Annotated in this window: 9 protein-coding genes and 1 pseudogene; 7 read left to right on the top strand and 3 right to left on the bottom strand. The window is 51.8% G+C overall.

Annotation, left to right across the window (positions count from 1 at the left end; genetic code table 11):
• Positions 1-323: pseudogene (locus tag IQ260_RS14820) on the bottom strand (hypothetical protein); the annotation flags it as partial.
• A gap of 200 nt (positions 324-523) precedes the next feature.
• Here IQ260_RS14820 and IQ260_RS14825 point away from each other — a divergent pair.
• The 7 genes from IQ260_RS14825 (at position 524) to IQ260_RS14855 (ending at position 10,489) form a co-directional block, all read left to right on the top strand.
• Positions 524-2,956 carry a CHASE2 domain-containing protein gene (locus IQ260_RS14825; protein WP_193993882.1) on the top strand — a complete coding sequence of 811 codons (2,433 nt, stop codon included), beginning with the start codon at positions 524-526 and terminating at the stop codon, positions 2,954-2,956.
• Between the two features lie 70 nt (positions 2,957-3,026).
• Positions 3,027-3,704 (top strand): hypothetical protein, encoded by a 678-nt coding sequence (locus IQ260_RS14830; RefSeq protein WP_193993883.1) that lies wholly within the window; start codon positions 3,027-3,029, stop codon positions 3,702-3,704.
• Between the two features lie 109 nt (positions 3,705-3,813).
• Entirely contained in the window at positions 3,814-4,680 is an 867-nt protein-coding gene (locus IQ260_RS14835; protein ID WP_193993884.1) for a M23 family metallopeptidase, read from the top strand.
• Between the two features lie 63 nt (positions 4,681-4,743).
• Entirely contained in the window at positions 4,744-5,205 is a 462-nt protein-coding gene (gene msrA, locus IQ260_RS14840; RefSeq protein ID WP_322744968.1) for a peptide-methionine (S)-S-oxide reductase MsrA, read from the top strand.
• A 167-nt stretch (positions 5,206-5,372) separates the two neighbouring features.
• Entirely contained in the window at positions 5,373-7,349 is a 1,977-nt protein-coding gene (locus tag IQ260_RS14845; protein WP_322744969.1) for an AAA-like domain-containing protein, read from the top strand.
• On the top strand, positions 7,349-9,661 hold the full coding sequence (locus IQ260_RS14850) for a CHASE2 domain-containing protein (protein WP_193993886.1): 2,313 nt from the start codon (positions 7,349-7,351) through the stop codon (positions 9,659-9,661). The genes IQ260_RS14845 and IQ260_RS14850 overlap by 1 nt, the downstream gene beginning before the upstream one ends.
• A gap of 24 nt (positions 9,662-9,685) precedes the next feature.
• Positions 9,686-10,489 (top strand): DUF928 domain-containing protein, encoded by an 804-nt coding sequence (locus IQ260_RS14855; protein ID WP_193993887.1) that lies wholly within the window; start codon positions 9,686-9,688, stop codon positions 10,487-10,489.
• A 1-nt stretch (position 10,490) separates the two neighbouring features.
• On the opposite strand, the gene IQ260_RS14860 is transcribed toward IQ260_RS14855, so the two are convergent.
• Together IQ260_RS14860 and IQ260_RS14865 are read right to left on the bottom strand one after the other, a co-directional pair.
• Positions 10,491-13,040 carry a CHAT domain-containing protein gene (locus IQ260_RS14860; protein WP_193993888.1) on the bottom strand — a complete coding sequence of 850 codons (2,550 nt, stop codon included), beginning with the start codon at positions 13,038-13,040 and terminating at the stop codon, positions 10,491-10,493.
• Positions 13,037-15,673, bottom strand: a complete 2,637-nt coding sequence (locus tag IQ260_RS14865) for a two-partner secretion domain-containing protein (protein WP_193993889.1) — start codon at positions 15,671-15,673, stop codon at positions 13,037-13,039. The genes IQ260_RS14860 and IQ260_RS14865 overlap by 4 nt, the downstream gene beginning before the upstream one ends.
• Between the last annotated feature and the right edge of the window lie 133 nt (positions 15,674-15,806).

Here is a 15,806-nt window from a genome sequence, read left to right on the forward strand (position 1 = left end):
TGGTCATGCGTCGCCGCCGCTAGCTCTGATTCGCTAAAGACAGTGCTGCCCACTACCCGAAAAGCGCTCACCACAAACGTGCCAGGGATATCGAGCCGATCATCGGGTAACCCCGGTGGTACCGCCGGTTGAGGTAGCAAATCCTCGGGTGCAGGCAGTGGGGCCGGTTCAAGTAAAGGCGTCACCGGCTCCGGCGGTAGCGGTTCGAGTCCCTGGGCCAGGACCGCAGTGGGCACTAGCCACAGAGCCATACTGGTGAGAACGCGGGGGGCCAGAAAACGGGGAGCCAGAACAGGTGAGAGCCAGACAGGAACATGCATCATTGAGTTTCAGGAAAGGGCTTTAGTCCGGGTAAACTCATTATTATCTAGACAGTAAAAATACGGAAAATAGATGGATGGGCTGTGTCAAATCCTCATATTTCTGAATATTTCCAATGCGTCAAATGTTATTCACTGAGCCACTACGGCTGAATAACTCCTAAATTTCTAGAAATACAGCGGTTTAGTCAATCTGGAACCCAATGGCCCCAACCTATCGCCTAGCTGTCAACCAAATCAGCCACACCTGCTTTTTTGAGCTGACCTGGGGCCAGGGGCAACAGCTAATGGCCCAGCTGCCTTACCCAGACCAGCTGACGGTTCTGCACCAGCGATGGCAGCGGGCCTATCTGGGCTACTACCAGTCAGCCTTTGGGGCTGACTTGGCGGCTGACTGTGGCTCTGACCTTGGCTCCGGCCAGCCACCTCTGCGGGGTCGGGCCGGAGTCACCGGTCAGATCTCCCCGGCTCGCACCGACTGGCACAGTCAGCTGGTGCAGGCAGAGGCCAAGCTGCTATCGGAGTTTCACCGCTGGCTGCGAAGCGAACCGCTATTTTCCATTCGGTGTCAGCTGGGCAAGGCGGCTACGGCGGAGCCCAATAACCCCCAAGCGATTACCTTATTTATCACCTGTACCCCCATCCACCTGGCCCGTCTACCCTGGGAGAGTTGGGAGGTCACCGCTGAGTTTAACCAGCATCAGCCGATCTGTATCGCCCGGCTACCGGCCAATATTCGCACAGCGGCCACCCCGCCCCAACGGCATCGGCGACGGGCGCGGGTGTTGGTGATCATTGGCGATGAAACCGGTCTGGATCTGTCCGGTGATTTGCAAGCCATTGACACCCTGAGCAGTCTGGCCGATATCCACCAGGTGGGCTGGCGACCTGGCCTGAATGGGGCCGAGCTGGCCCAGACCATCTGTAACAAAATTAGCGACCCCGACGGCTGGGATATGCTGTTCTTTTTTGGCCACAGCAACGAAGCCGACAGCGTCGGTGGGGAAATCGCCATTGCCCCCCATACCAATCTTTCTCTGCGGGAGCTGGGTCCCTACGTCCAACAGGCACAGCAAAATGGGCTGCAGTTTGCCCTGTTTAATTCCTGTAAGGGTCTAGATATTGCTGAGAGTCTGGTGGATTTGGGCCTAAATCAGGTGGTGGTGATGCGAGAGCCCATACACAACCAGGTGGCCCAGGCTTTTTTAACCCAGTTTCTGCGGCGGCTGGCGCAGTTTGATGATGTCCATAGGGCGTTGCTCAAGGCCAGCCAGTCCCTGCGTTCGGAAAGTACGCTCACCTATCCGTCGGCTCACCTGGTGCCTTCATTGTTTAGCCACCGTGGAGCTGAGCTATTTCGACTACAGCCCGTGGGCTGGAAAGCGTGGCTGGATCCCTGGTTGCCCAGTATAAAGCAAGGGGTGGTGCTGGGTGCGATCGCACTCCTGGCCTGCACCCCCTCTATACGCGATCAGCTCCTATCCCAACGGCTTTACACTCAGTCAGTCTATCGCCAAATCACCCAACAAATTCCGAACCCATCGTCCCCTCCAGTATTGCTGGTACAAATCGACGACAAAGCCGTCTCCGAGATCGACGAATTTACCCCATACCAGATGGATTGGAGTTACATTGCCCAGCTGATTGACATTCTCTCCGCTGGTGAGAGTCCGGTGATTGGGATTGATTATCTCTTTGACCGCCGACAGGACGACAACCAGCCGATCCTGAGACAGTCCCTAGAAACTGCTGCCGACCGAGGTAGCCTGCTAGTCCTGGGTTCTGTGCTGACCCGAGGAGAAGAGGTCGGCCCTCGCCCAGGGGTGGCCGACCTGGCCTGGAGTATGCAGGGATACGCCAACGCCCCCTGGAATTATCTCCAACCCCCCGCCACCAGCTGTCAAACTCGCTGTCCCTTTGCCTACCTGGTAGCCCTGGCGCGGGCCAGCGGTAATGCTGTTACTTCCCCAGCTAACAATAATGCAGCAGATCTAAAAACAGAACTGCTCAGTATCCAACAGCCCCACAATCCAGCCTTAACCCGGCTCTCTCAGCTCCGTCGTTCCCCCTGGTCACGCCTATTCAAACAGCGGTGGTTCCAGCCAATTTTAGATTTTTCCATTCCCACCGATCGCGTCTACCAATCCCTCTCATCGTCTGAGCTGCTAGAGCCCCTGCACCAGTCAATCTGGAAAGATCAGGTTGTTTTAATCGGAGCAGGGGGCTATGGTGGAGCTGGGTTAGGGGACACCCAGGACTATACAGAACCACCGCCTGCTGTTACTTACTGGCACCGTCAGCGTACTCACCCTCCGGCTCGATTTACCGGTACCGAAGCCCATGCCTATGCCGTCCATCACTTTTTACAGCGGCACCAGATTATCCCTATTCCTAGCCTTTTGCTCATCGGTGTAGCTTCTTTTTTAGGCGCAGGTTCAGTCATTGTTGCCAAGCGATATGACTGGTCACCGCAACAGCGCTGGCTCGGTCTGATGCTCTGGAGTACAGCCTATGGCTTCATCGGTTTGCAGGCCCATATTACAGTCTCTGTAGTGTTACCCTGGCTTCTACCCACCGCCACCGTCTGGCTTTACCATCTGCCTGGATTGCAGCGGTCTCGCTCTCGACCACAATAGGGCGTCTTTCCAGCATTCATTTTTGGCTCTTATACAATCTTGAATCCCTTAAACGTTCGAGGATACAATCATGGCTAGTTTATCCACCTACACCAAACCTATCTACACCCAACTACTGTGCGCCTTAGCCATTTTGTGTGTACTCCCCGTACCCATTGCTGAAGCTCAGCCGACTGCGCCGCTCAACAACGTCTTTCGACGCATTCTAGATAGCGATGATGAAGAACCCCCGTTGATCTCTCGGGGGGACCTTTGCCTGATCGCACCCGCTACTGCCGGTGTCGGCACACCTGCAATCTGGCATGAGCAGCCCGTCATGGTCTTTCAACCCGGCAGCATCGAAAAGCTTGCCCTGCGCAACGAAGCCACCAATGTTGTTTTTTGGGAATATTATCCCTCGTCAACTACCCATCATGTTGTTTATGATGGAGAACCGCTACAGTCTGAAGTCATCTATCGTTTAGACGTCTATCTTGATGCTGAGGCCGACAGACCCACAACATTTCCTGATTTTCGTCTGCTGCCTGAATTCTCTCGCCAACACATTAGTGAGGCTCTGGCCATGAACGCCACGCCCAAAGATACTGATCTGTCCGCCGCCCACTGGACCGCCATTCAGCGGGCAGACTACTTCGTAGAGCAGGGGATGCGGCTAGATGCAATTCAGGCATTATTCAATGTGGACGTGCCATCGGCTGAACTGGCCACCCTGCAACAGCAGCTGATTGAGTCTATTTGTAAAAACTAAAGCCTATTATCTTTAATTTTTTTTATTCTATTTAAAGCGACACACCAGAACCCCAAAAATAGAAAAATAGGCTGTAATATCTACGTGATCACTTAAAGGGAAATCCAGTATGGCGATACGGCGGCGTGAGGTATTAGCAGGTCTGTTTGCAACCGGGGGGCTAGCAACATGGGGGCTAACGACTAAAGCTGCCCACGCCTACGATGTCACCATTAACCCCACAGCCCCACAGCTAGGCGATACCATCTCCGTCATTGTGCGGACTAGCGGTTCTACTCCCTCCCCGACTGTCACCGCCAACGGTAAAGCCTATCCCAGTTTTCCATTATCCAATAATCGCTTTCGCGCCTTTGTTCCCACCAGTCCCCTCGATCCGCCGGGGCGTGTGGTCATTCAGGTGAGCGGAGCTGAAGAAACCCGCAATCTGGCCGTCGGCCTACGTAATCGTAATTTTCGCACCCAGCGGATCACGCTGCGGGGCAGCGGTAGTCTGGGCACGGACCATGAGTTTGACCGGGTGGATGCATTTAAGCAGTTGGTTAGTCCCGACCGCCACTGGGCTGGTGAGCTACTACGCCCCAGCCAGGGTCGGGTCAGCTCTGAATATGGCGTCCGGCGTTATTACAATGGTGAGTTTGCTGAGAATTACTACCATCGCGGGGTGGACTATGCCGCTGGGACCGGTGCTCCCGTGGTAACGCCTGCAGCCGGATATATTCGCCTTGTGGGTCGCGTTGCCGATGGCTTTGAGCTGCATGGTAATACCGTCGGTATTGACCACGGTCAGGGGCTGTTGAGCATTATGATTCACCTGAGCCGTATAGATGTGAATGAAGGTGATTTTGTTAGGGCTGGCCAGCGAGTCGGGGCGATCGGGGCGACCGGTGCGGCGACGGGGCCTCATCTGCACTGGGGACTGTACCTGAACCAGGTGGCTGTGGATCCCGTTCCCTGGCGCTACGGAGGATTTGAGTAGGTTTTTAGCAGGGGCTAGCTACCTTGATGGGGCCATAGCATAGTATATGGGGATGTGTAAAACGTGATTGCGATCGCAACCTTTGGAGCCGGTTGTTTTTGGGGGACCGAACAGGCTTTCCGCCAGTTAGAGGGAGTGGTCGAAACATCCGTTGGCTACATGGGGGGGCATTTTGAAAACCCGTGCTATCTAGATGTGCTCTCCCGCATTACAGGGCATGCTGAAGTGGCCCAGGTAAACTACAATCCAGCCGCAATCCGCTATACAACACTATTAGATACCTTCTGGCGTATCCATGATCCCACCAGTCTTAACCGTCAAGGTGCCGACCGTGGAGAACAGTATCGCTCAGTGATTTTTTATCACACCCATGAACAGCGTCAGCTAGCTCTCCAGTCCAAACAATCTGTGGCCAGCCATTACAGTCAGCCCATTGTCACTGAAATTGTTGCTGCGTCCCCATATTGGCCAGCAACACAAGAGCATCAGCAGTATTTTGAAAAAAAGGCTCGTCAGACACCATAGGAAACGGTTTCTTTAATCATGCTGCCTAAATCGCCGCTGCTCGCCGCTCGCTCAATATCTACAAATCATTAAATTTCGTGTTTGCTTACAGGGGATCATTGGCCTACGCCCATAAGATCTACTTGTTATCCAACTTTTGTGACTGCATCTTTTCCTCCTTGTCTAAGGTGTCCTCTGGCCTCAAAATTAAGCTGCTAGGTGAGTTAACTCTGAGCATTGATGGTACTTCTATCACAGGGGTAACCTCAGAGCGTTTGCAGTCACTCCTGGCTTTTTTACTGCTGCACCGCAATACGTCCCAATCCCGTCAGCAAGTGGCCGTACAGCTGTGGCCAGAGGTGAGTGATACGGAAGCCAAGGCCAATCTACGACGACGGCTGCATGAACTAAAGCAGAAGCTGCCCGGTGGCGATCGGTGGCTGCGTGTTGAAAAAACTACCGTCCAGTGGGTACAAGATGACAATTGCTGGTTGGATGTAGCCGAATTTGACGCTGCCACTGAAGCGGTAGCGTCGTTGCAAACATCATTACAAACGATGACAGCAGCCGACGTTAAGCTCTTGGAGCAAGCGGCTAAGCTCTATCAAGGAGATTTACTTCCCAGCTGCTACGACGACTGGATTGAGCCCCATCGAGACCAGCTGCGGCAGCAGGCCATCACAGTCTTAGATACCTTGATTCCTCAGCTTGCTGAACACAATCAGGTACGGACCGCTCTGGGCTATGCCCAGCAGCTACAGCGGCTAGATCCCCTTTATGAGCCAGCCTACTGTCATCTCATGCGGCTGCATACCCAAGAGGGCGATCGCGCCAGTGCGCTGCGGGTATATCACCAATGCATGACCCGATTGCAAGACGAATTGGGGGTGCCCCCCAGCCCCACCACCTGCCAGATTTATGAGGAACTCTTAAGGCTAGAAGACATGCCCCAGCCGCCGTCTGGCGATACCATGGCAGTCCTGTCCACTTCACCGTCCACTTCACCGCCCACCACAGCCAGCGTTGCATTTCCAGCGGACATCACTGTTCCAGGTTGGGAAAGGATTGGCTCAGATGTGCCAGCAGCCCCCTCCCAGGTTCAGCCCGTTGAGTCGGTCCGTCCTCCGGTTGCAGCTCAGCCCGCAGCTCGGGCCGAGGATGACGACAATCGCGCCATTTATATCGAACGCCCACCGCTAGAGTCGCTCTGCCACGATACGCTACTGCAGCCCGGCGCCCTGGTACGGGTTAAATCTCCTGCACTGATGGGTAAAACTTTGATGATGGACCGCATACTGGCCCAGCTGGCAACGGAGAGTCTGCGAACGGTGCGCATCAGCATGGAGATGGCCGATCGAAAGACTCATTTTTCTGATCTCAATCGTTTCCTGCGCTGGTTATGCATTAACATCAGTCGATTGCTGGCTATCCCCAACCATATCAATGACTACTGGGACGAAGAAGGGATGGGTAGCAAAATGAGCTGCTCTACCTATATGGAAGAATATTTACTGACGGTCAGTGACGAACCACTGGTTATCTGTCTTGATGACATTGATGTATTGTTTTCCTATCCCGATATTTACGAAGACTTTTTTGGGCTTTTACGGTCCTGGTATGAGCAGGCCAGAACCTATACTAGCCCCATTTGGAAACAGCTGCGGTTAGCCATCGTCCATGCCACGGATGTATATATTCCACTCAATATCAATCAGTCCCCCTTTAATGTGGGCGTTCCCATTGAGCTACCCGACTTTACCGATGACCAGGCCCAATCATTTGCGGCCCAGCACCAGGTGGACCATTTAGATATTGCAGCTTTAATAGAAATGGTGGGGGGACATCCCTATCTGCTGCAACAGGCGTTTGAACACCTGAAGCGACACCCCGAGCAAGATTTAGCCACCCTTTTAAAGGGGGCACCAACCGATTCAGGGATTTATGCTAATCATCTGCGGGATTGTTGGCTTGATATTCGCGACCATCTTGACCTGAAAACGATTTTGAAGACGATGATAACCACTGAACAGCCTGTGGCAGTGGATGCGATTATGGCCCATCAGTTGCACAGTATGGGGGTGATTAAACTCCAGGGCAACCTGGCTCAACCCCGCTGTCAGCTTTACCGCGAGTACTTTAAAACCCATTTAGATCAGCTGGTCTAATGATTAGCAGTCCCCGCTATCAGTCAGGTGGCAGCTTGCCTCTGGATTCTCCCAGCTATGTGACTCGCCGGGCCGATGAGGATTTATTTCAGGCGTTGTTGGCCGGGACCTATTGCTACGTGCTCAATGCCCGTCAGATGGGAAAATCCTCTCTACGGGTGCGTACGGTTAAACGATTGCTGGATGCGGGAGTATGCTGTGTCGAAATTGAACTGTTGGGGATTGGTAGTCAGCAGGTAACGGCTACCCAGTGGTACGGCGGCATGATCCAGCTGCTCAATTCAAGGCTGGGGCTCAAGGTCAATCGCCGTCAGTGGCTACAGGAGCATGAGGATCTCTCACCGGTTCAGCGATTTGGCACTTTTATTGATCAGATGGTGGTGCCAAAGCTGCAGCAGCCCTTGGTGATTTTCTTTGATGAGATTGACAGTGTGCTGGGGTTAAACTTTCCCACAGAAGATTTTTTTGGTTTGATTCGCAATTTTTATGAACAGAGAGCTAGTAACCCCCTTTACCGTCAACTAACGGTGGTGATGCTGGGGGTAGCGACCCCCTCGGACTTAATGACAAACCTGACCAGTACTCCGTTTAATATTGGGCGGGCGATTTCGCTCCAGGGGTTTACGCTCCAAGAGGCCGAGCCTTTACAGGCGGGCTTGGCTCCTGTGGTGACTGACGCCGAGGCCGGACTGGCCGCCATTTTAAGCTGGACAGGGGGACAGCCCTTTTTGACCCAAAAACTCTGTCAGTTGGTAGTAAACCACGGTGCAGAGATCACAGGAACGCCTCAACAGAGGGTTGATCATATCGTCCATCAATATATTCTCAACCATTGGGAAGTTCAGGATGAGCCCGAGCATTTGCGCACCATTCGCAATCGGATGTTGTTGGGTGCTAAGGCTCCTGAGAGATTGCTGCAGCTATATCAAAAAATCCTGAAACAGAACGGTATTCGGTTTAATAATCGCTCCTCCGCCCAGATAGAACTGCGTTTTTCCGGACTGGTTACCCAGCAGCAGGGACGGTTGCAGGTATTTAACCGCATCTATAAAACTGTTTTTGACCAAGCTTGGGTACTCCAGCAGTTACAAGGAGCGCCTGGGACATCGCCTAAAACAGCTCAGCGGCCAGCTCAGCAGCCAGCCCTCGCGTATCTGTGGAGTGGTGGGATAACCGCTACTGTCATAGTGATGCAGGTTTTAGGCTGGCTGCAGCCGATAGAACTGCGAGTATTTGATCAGTTTCTACGATGGCGTCCGCCTGAGCCTCGAGATGATCGCTTTTTGGTGATTACCGTGGGTGAAGCTGATATCCAATACCAGGATCGGCTGGGCTATCCGCGCACGGGTGCCCTGTCGGATACGGCCCTACTAAACGTTTTACACAAGATTGAGTCCCATCAGCCTCGGGTTGTCGGTGTAGACTTTTTCCATGAAGCACCCTATGAACCCGAGCTGGCGGATCGGTGGAGCGATCGCATCATCGCTATCTGTGAAAAAGCCCGTACCGTGGACGTTAGAGTGCCCACTAGTATTGCAGCTCCCCCCGACATAGACATAGACCAGGTCGGGTTTGCAGACTTTGCTATCGATCCAGACTATGTGGTCAGACGTCACCTCATCGGTATGGAAGGCAGCGAAGCCTGTCCGACACCAGCGGCCTTTAGTTTGCGCCTGGCCCTGCGATATCTGCAACCAGAGGGGACAGAACTCACATTTGACGGCGATCAACGGGCCTATTTAGGAGCCCTGTCCCTGCCTGCACTCACCTCTACCAGTGGTGGGTATCAGATGTCCGCAAGTGACTTTAAGGGCTATCAACTGCTGGTGAACTATCGGCATCACCATCCTGAAGAAGTGTCCTTACAACAACTTCTGAGTGATGAATTGGACAATCAGCTCGAGACATTGATTCCCAATCGAATTATTCTCCTGGGCTTAGCCGATGCCAAAGATAGCCACTTTATTCCGGGACAGAAACAACGTCTACCGGGGGTGGTGGTTCATGCCCACATGACCAGTCAACTGCTCAGCGCCGTTTTAGACCAGCGGCCTTTACTCAAATGGTGGCCCAACTGGTTAGAAATTGTTGGCATTGGTGCTGTATTTCTAATGAGTGGCTGGGGCGTTTGGTGGTGTCGCCGTGGCTATCCCCCTATGCTTTGGATTGCAGGTGGCAACCTGATTATCTTTTTTTCTGGCTACGGTATGCTGATCTTGAGTATTTGGGTACCTATTGTGCCAGCTATGCTGATCTGGACAGGGTCTACCCTTTGTTTAACCCTCTGTTATCCATCCTGGCACCGTAAATAAGTCAATAATTGTTACATTGAATGTATGATGACCTCTTTACAACATTTACGCCTGATTTCTATCTCCATTGTGATCATGGGTTGGCTGCCTGGGTGGGCTATGGCCCAGGTCCAGGCGAAATCACTGGCAAAGGCTGACAGCGAGGCTGCGACTCTATCGCTTGTTGTTGCTAAGAATGAAGACCCCGCCGATGGTTTTACTGGTCGAGGCAGCCCCAGCCGTCGCAGTTCGGGAGGCTCCAGGGGAGACTGCAGTGCTTTGCTAGTGGCGCTGGTACCTGGTGATACTGCCCTGGCCGTATCAGAAGCTGGCTGCAGTTTACCGTCATCGTCTGAACCCGCCCTAACCACAGCGGCTATGCCGGTACTTTGGTTCCATGTGCCTGCCCATACAGCCCCAACGGCGGGAGAATTTGCCCTGTTGGACGATACCCAGCTGGCCCTGTCTGTTCAAACGATAACCTTACCCCAGGAAGGCGGTATTGTTGGTATTCAGATGGATACGGAACTCGATATAGATCGTACCTACAACTGGGTCTTTAGTCTGTTGGTCAACCCTAGAAAACCAGCCGACAACCCACGGGTGGCAGGCACCCTACAGCGCGTCAACCCTGGTGCTGACGTGCTAAGCGAGATTAATGGTGCCGAAAGTTTGCAGCAACAGGCGGAGATTTGGTTGAGTCAGGGTATCTGGCACAATGCACTGACAACTGTGGCTACCCTGAGACAGTCAGAGACTGAGCAAACAGAGCAACAGTGGCAGGATTTTTTGGGCTCTGCCGGTTTAGAAGCAATTGCTGATGCCCCTCTACAAGACTGCTGCCGTTGATTTATTGCCAATTGCCCACTAAAACAAATGCTGACCAGTAGATGGGCGCTCGAAAACTCGGGTTGTTGAGCAGGGCTAGCTGGGCCTGGCGCAGTGCCTGGGCACGGGTTGGTGCAGTAGTGGATAGGGCCTGATAGAGATATCCCATTAGCTCAGTAGTCGCAATATCATCCACACTCCACAGAGATGCAATGGTGCTGCGGGCACCGGACTGAATCGCTACACCAGCCAGGCCTAACGTAGCATGGCTATCGCCAGTGGCAGTTTGACAGGCGCTGAGTACCAACAGTTCAATGGCGGTTTGCTCTGTGCGGCTATTCAATAGCTGGCTGAGATCGTTCAGGGTAAGACGTCGGTCCCAAGCTAACAGAAACGTATCGTGGGGATTAGAGCTGAATTGGCCATGGGTAGCGAGGTGTACTACGGGGGCAGACTCATCACCCACTAACGTTTTGAGGGAGCCGCTGGTGAAACTTTGGTTTAAGCGCTGTTGACTTGGCAGCTGGTCTTGAATAATGGTCAATTCGGTTTCCACATTCTCTAGAGGCGCAAATCCCTGATGGGGTGGAAAATTGGGTCGGGTTTCAGAGAGACCAAAGGTTAGGGCGGCGAGCCTTGATGCTGAAAGGGGCTGAGACGTGGGCAATGTGAGACTGGGACTAAGAGCTATGGCATATTTTTCAATTAAAAACTGTTGGCCATCATGGAGAATAGACATGGGTACATTGCGCAGTGCACCGTCTGAGACAAACACTAGGGTATCAATGACCTGGTCTGCTAGCTCAGATTCGATGGGCCGAATTAACCAGTCATAAACCTGTTGCGATTGGTTAAAAAATGTCTGGGTGAGAAAGGGCCGCTCTACTTCGCGACGTAAACTCTCGAGGAATTGGGAAATATCGGTATCAGGCAGCTGTGTACGATAAAATCGTAGCTCTTCAGACTTGGGAAATCTAACAACAACGGCGAGTTGATTGGGTAAGATAATGGGATAAAAAATAGCAGCCGTGGGATCGAGTTGTTCTTTATCCAACGCCACTTGCTGGGTAAGATTGCAGCTTAGAAAGTCTTCCAGTTGAGCCAGTTGCAGGGCGTCCACTTCCCGTACGGCCTGTTGTAGATTTTTCTGACTGGGGCTAGCACCGTCGGCACTCTCTAGCAACAATAGAATAAATTCGCGGTACAGAGGTTCACTGTTATCCCGCAGAGAAAAACGCACGTCTGGATTGAGGGCTAGCAGGTTCTGGCGAACATCGCCCAGGGTATCAACGGCGGTTTGGTAGTATGCGATCGCACTCCCCACATCTCGATGGTTCTCTTGCTGGTACAGCCGCCCCAGCTGCCACGACCACTGGTAGACCAGGTGCGATGCTTGCACAGACTGGGCCAGGGCCAGGGCCTTCTGGGTGGCCTGGGTGGCCGAGTGCCAACGGTCAAGCGACTGATTATTCCAGATTTCGTAAAGGTGGCCAAGGATGCCCAAAGTTTGGGACTGGGCAGTGATGTCTTGGAGTGCGATCGCATTTCCATAGGCTTGATTTAGGAGCGGCAAAATATCTGCTGTGGGCGAGGGAGGAATGGTGCCCTCGGGTAGCATCCATAGCCTAATCAAACTCTGGGCTAAACTCAATTGACTATCCGTCAGTTCGCGGCTGGGGGGTACAGTTGCCAATGGCAGTTGTTTTAACCGTTGGACCTGGTATTGCAGCTCACGCGTCAGCTTTGACAAAGCACCTCGTTGGGATGGGTGAGATAGGAGAGTCCCAGGGCTCATCTGGGTTAGCAAATCCAGCATTTGAGCAGCGAATTGAGCCTGCAAAAGAGTATTGCTAGCCTGGCTATCTAATAGGGGCTCAACCCGTTGATAGGTGTCAAAGGCCTGAAATGCCATCCCTATGGCCTGATCTTGATCAGCTAGATCTTGAGTTTGTTGATAGCGCTGAACGGCTTGTTGATAGCGCAGCTGTTGTACTTTACCCAAACTCAAGAGGGTTTTAGCCTGTAGCTCAGGTTGACTAAGTCCTTGAACAAGAGTGACGGCTGCTTCAAGAGAGTCCTGCGCCTGCGGCAAATACCCATTGAGTCTCAGAATATTGCCTAACGTGACCCATTTCAACAGTTTTATCGTAGGGTCAGCCTCCGTGTTAATGACTGCCATAGCTGCTGTCATAGCAGCCGGTTCGCTAAAGTCACAGTGCTGTTCTGCCGAACCAATGGCCACAAGCGCTGTCCGACACGCCTGGCGGTAGTGCCCCCCTCGGGCGAAGGCCTTGGCCTGATTCAGTAAACTACCGGTGATGCCTGCCGGGTCATTTAATTCTCGATAGAGTCGGGTGGCATCTTGCCAGTTTTCTAGGGCGTCTTCCCACTTGCCTTGTTCATACAAAATCCGGCCCTGTTCAATCAAAGATTCAGCCGACTGAGGCCTAGAGAGTACCGACTGTGCAGAGGCATGGGTATGCACCAGCACGGGCATGACTCCCATGCTCAGCACGATGCCCAAACAAAACAGAATTCCGTAGCGGACTAGATGATGAATGACCCGTTTCATAATGCCTCCCTACGATGAGTGCGCGAACAATGGGCTACAGATGATGTAGTGCCATAGGGAACAGTCTCCGTTGCTGATGCAGTGAGTACAACTTGACCCACTGCATCCACCTGCCAGCCCTGGGCTTCCACTACCTGGTCTGTCGCTACTGCCGATGATGCGCTTTGAACATTCGAGTTGTTGGGCTGCCATAAGATTTCGGGCACTGTGGCCTGAGGGTCCAGAGGTACCCCTCCACGACCAGTTACGACAAAGCTGGAGATCTCCTGATTAGGATTACACTGCTGGGCAATTTTGGGCACTCCTGTGTTGTCAGGTAATTCGGTCTCTTCTACGGCTGGATTCACCGCTAGCTCATTGAGGAGTACCGTTCCCGACGATCCAAAGCTGGAGCTAGCGTCGATATCATTGGTGCCATTGCCGCGGATAGCCAGCCTCGCCGTCAAACCCAGAATACTTTGGGCGACTATTTCAATGTTCCCCCCGTCGCCTACATTGGCACGGGCCAGGATGTCGCTATCTTCTTCAAAGGGAGCAACCACAAATCCCTGAGCAGCATCTATAAGAACGTTACCACCATTGGCACTATTAACAGCTTCTGCCGAAATGAGACTGCCATTGCGCAGCAGCACTATATCCAGGCCTGAAATAGAAATCTTTGCACCACTACCGCCTTGGGCACGGGTTTCAACCGTTAAGCTGCCATTATCTAAAAACAAACGATCCACATTTAAGTTCAAACTCCCCGAGGATTCAGCTGACTCACTCAGAGTGGCTGCAGAAATTTCGCCCCCCCTTAAAATACTCAGTTTCTTAGTGTCCACTCGTACTTCATTGGCATTACCACTACCGTTGGTGCTGCTAAACAAACCACTGGGAGAGCCCTCTACTGCAGAAACACCTGCAATTCGAATTTCTTCAGCGGCATTGACTTGTAACAAATTGCCATCACCCCTACTTCCAGGCGCAGTTGCTGTTGTCACCTGTCCCCCGTTCAGTACAATGATTTGTTCAGCATTCAATCGAATTTGTCCTGCTTGCCCTTCAGCCGAAGTTACCGCCGTCACAGCACTGGCAATCTCTCTAGGCTCGCTATTTTCAAAGGCGGGAATCACAGCGCTTCCTATAACTTCAACCCGATTGGCATTAACCTCGATAATCCCCCCAGCGTTGAGGCCAGCTGTCCTTGATGTCACTGCACCTGCATCCTGTAGTAAGAGTTGAGCGCTGTTGATTAAAATATTGCCACTTTCCCCTGTGCCTGTAGTATTTGTATTGATGTCAGCAAACCTAAAAGAGCTTTCTCCAGTAAAAATTCCAGATATTTCAACAGGGCCGGATGTATCAATCGTGATGTCTCCAGCATCCCCTGCTGAACCAGAAGAAGCTGTTATCGAGGAGCCTGCCGTTACTGATAATTGTTTGGCGTTGATCGTAATATTTCCACCATCCCCAAAGGAATTGCCCAGTAGAGAACCATTAAAGAAATTAATAGATGGTCCAAGCGTGGCCGCATTTATATTTGTGGGTGAGCTAAAAAAGCCAACATCTAAACCACCGCTTAGGGTGACTGACTCACTGGCATTAATTACAATATCGCCTGCATCTCCGACAATATCCTCTTGAGAATTTGAGATTGTTGAAGAAGAAATACTTGAGCCGCCTTCGAGGGCTAACTGTCGAGCATTTATAAAAATGTCACCTCCTGGTAAGTCTGTTATAGTACCTGCTAAAACTAATGTAGATGAACTCAGTACAATATCTGCGGCCTGAATAAAAACACCATTGTTCTGAGTATCTGATAATGTCAGATTGTTATCTAAAATTGTGGTATCAACTAGGCTTCTCGTTGAATTCAGGTTGTTAAATATCGAAATATTATCGTAGTTAAAAGTAAAACCTGGATTGAGCGAAATAACGTTGACAGTATCGGCTTCAGCCACACTGCCCAATTCAATCCGTCCCCCAAACGCATTCAGGCCAGCACCTTGAAAGTCTAGCTCACCACCTAATAGAGCCAGTGTTTGCCCTGGTTGCACCACTAAGCCTTCAATTCTAAATCCCCCTGGTGACTGAAAACCGATCGTTCCAGGTCGCTGACCAAATTGTAAGCCTGTTGGTGTACTGACTGTCAGCAGCGATGGTGCTTCCGGTGCCGCCGTGCCGAATATAAACTCATCGTTAAACACAACACTCTCTGCTGTGCTAGCCACAAAAGAGCCGTTTACATCTAACTTTGATTCTGTTCCAAAGACAATGCCATTGGGGTTAACAAAAAATAAATCTGCCTCACCTAAAATACCCAGCGTCCCCAGTAGATTAGAAGCACGATTGCCAGTGACCCGTGAAACAATAAGCTCAATGCTGTCTGGATTTACAAAATAGACATTGCCATTAGGAGAAATATTGAAGTCGCTAAAGCTGTGAAATAAGGTACTACCTCTAGAGGCACCGCCTTCAATCAACAACTGTCCAGTGCTGGCCTCATTACGGAGGGTAGTTGGTGTCGGTTCCAGAGTATTGTCTGGCTGGATTTGAGCCTGAGCTGTTTGCAATAGGGCACCCACCGCCAACCAAGCCATGCTACCCAGGCAACATCCGGCCAGGACAAAATGTCTAAAAAGAATCCTCATAGTGAGCACCTAGTAGAGGCATAGACCCAATCATTACACATCAATACAGGATAAGAAATATCTGTGTTTAATTTTCTTCATTAAAAGTAAATTGGTTAGATCATTGATGAACAGCCTATGGACGCTGCCAGGA

Origin of the sequence: Leptolyngbya cf. ectocarpi LEGE 11479 (genome assembly GCF_015207065.1) — a bacterium.
In the GTDB taxonomy this organism is placed as follows: Bacteria; Cyanobacteriota; Cyanobacteriia; order Phormidesmidales; family Phormidesmidaceae; genus Leptothoe; species Leptothoe ectocarpi.

Excerpts from the sequence above, each read along its gene's own strand:
- IQ260_RS14825 (WP_193993882.1), top strand. The coding sequence starts at position 524 with ATGGCCCCAACCTATCGCCTAGCTGTCAACCAAATCAGCCACACCTGC.
- IQ260_RS14830 (WP_193993883.1), top strand. The coding sequence starts at position 3,027 with ATGGCTAGTTTATCCACCTACACCAAACCTATCTACACCCAACTACTG.
- IQ260_RS14835 (WP_193993884.1), top strand. The coding sequence starts at position 3,814 with ATGGCGATACGGCGGCGTGAGGTATTAGCAGGTCTGTTTGCAACCGGG.
- IQ260_RS14850 (WP_193993886.1), top strand. The coding sequence starts at position 7,349 with ATGATTAGCAGTCCCCGCTATCAGTCAGGTGGCAGCTTGCCTCTGGAT.
- IQ260_RS14855 (WP_193993887.1), top strand. The coding sequence starts at position 9,686 with ATGATGACCTCTTTACAACATTTACGCCTGATTTCTATCTCCATTGTG.
- IQ260_RS14860 (WP_193993888.1), bottom strand. The coding sequence starts at position 13,040 with ATGAAACGGGTCATTCATCATCTAGTCCGCTACGGAATTCTGTTTTGT.
- IQ260_RS14865 (WP_193993889.1), bottom strand. The coding sequence starts at position 15,673 with ATGAGGATTCTTTTTAGACATTTTGTCCTGGCCGGATGTTGCCTGGGT.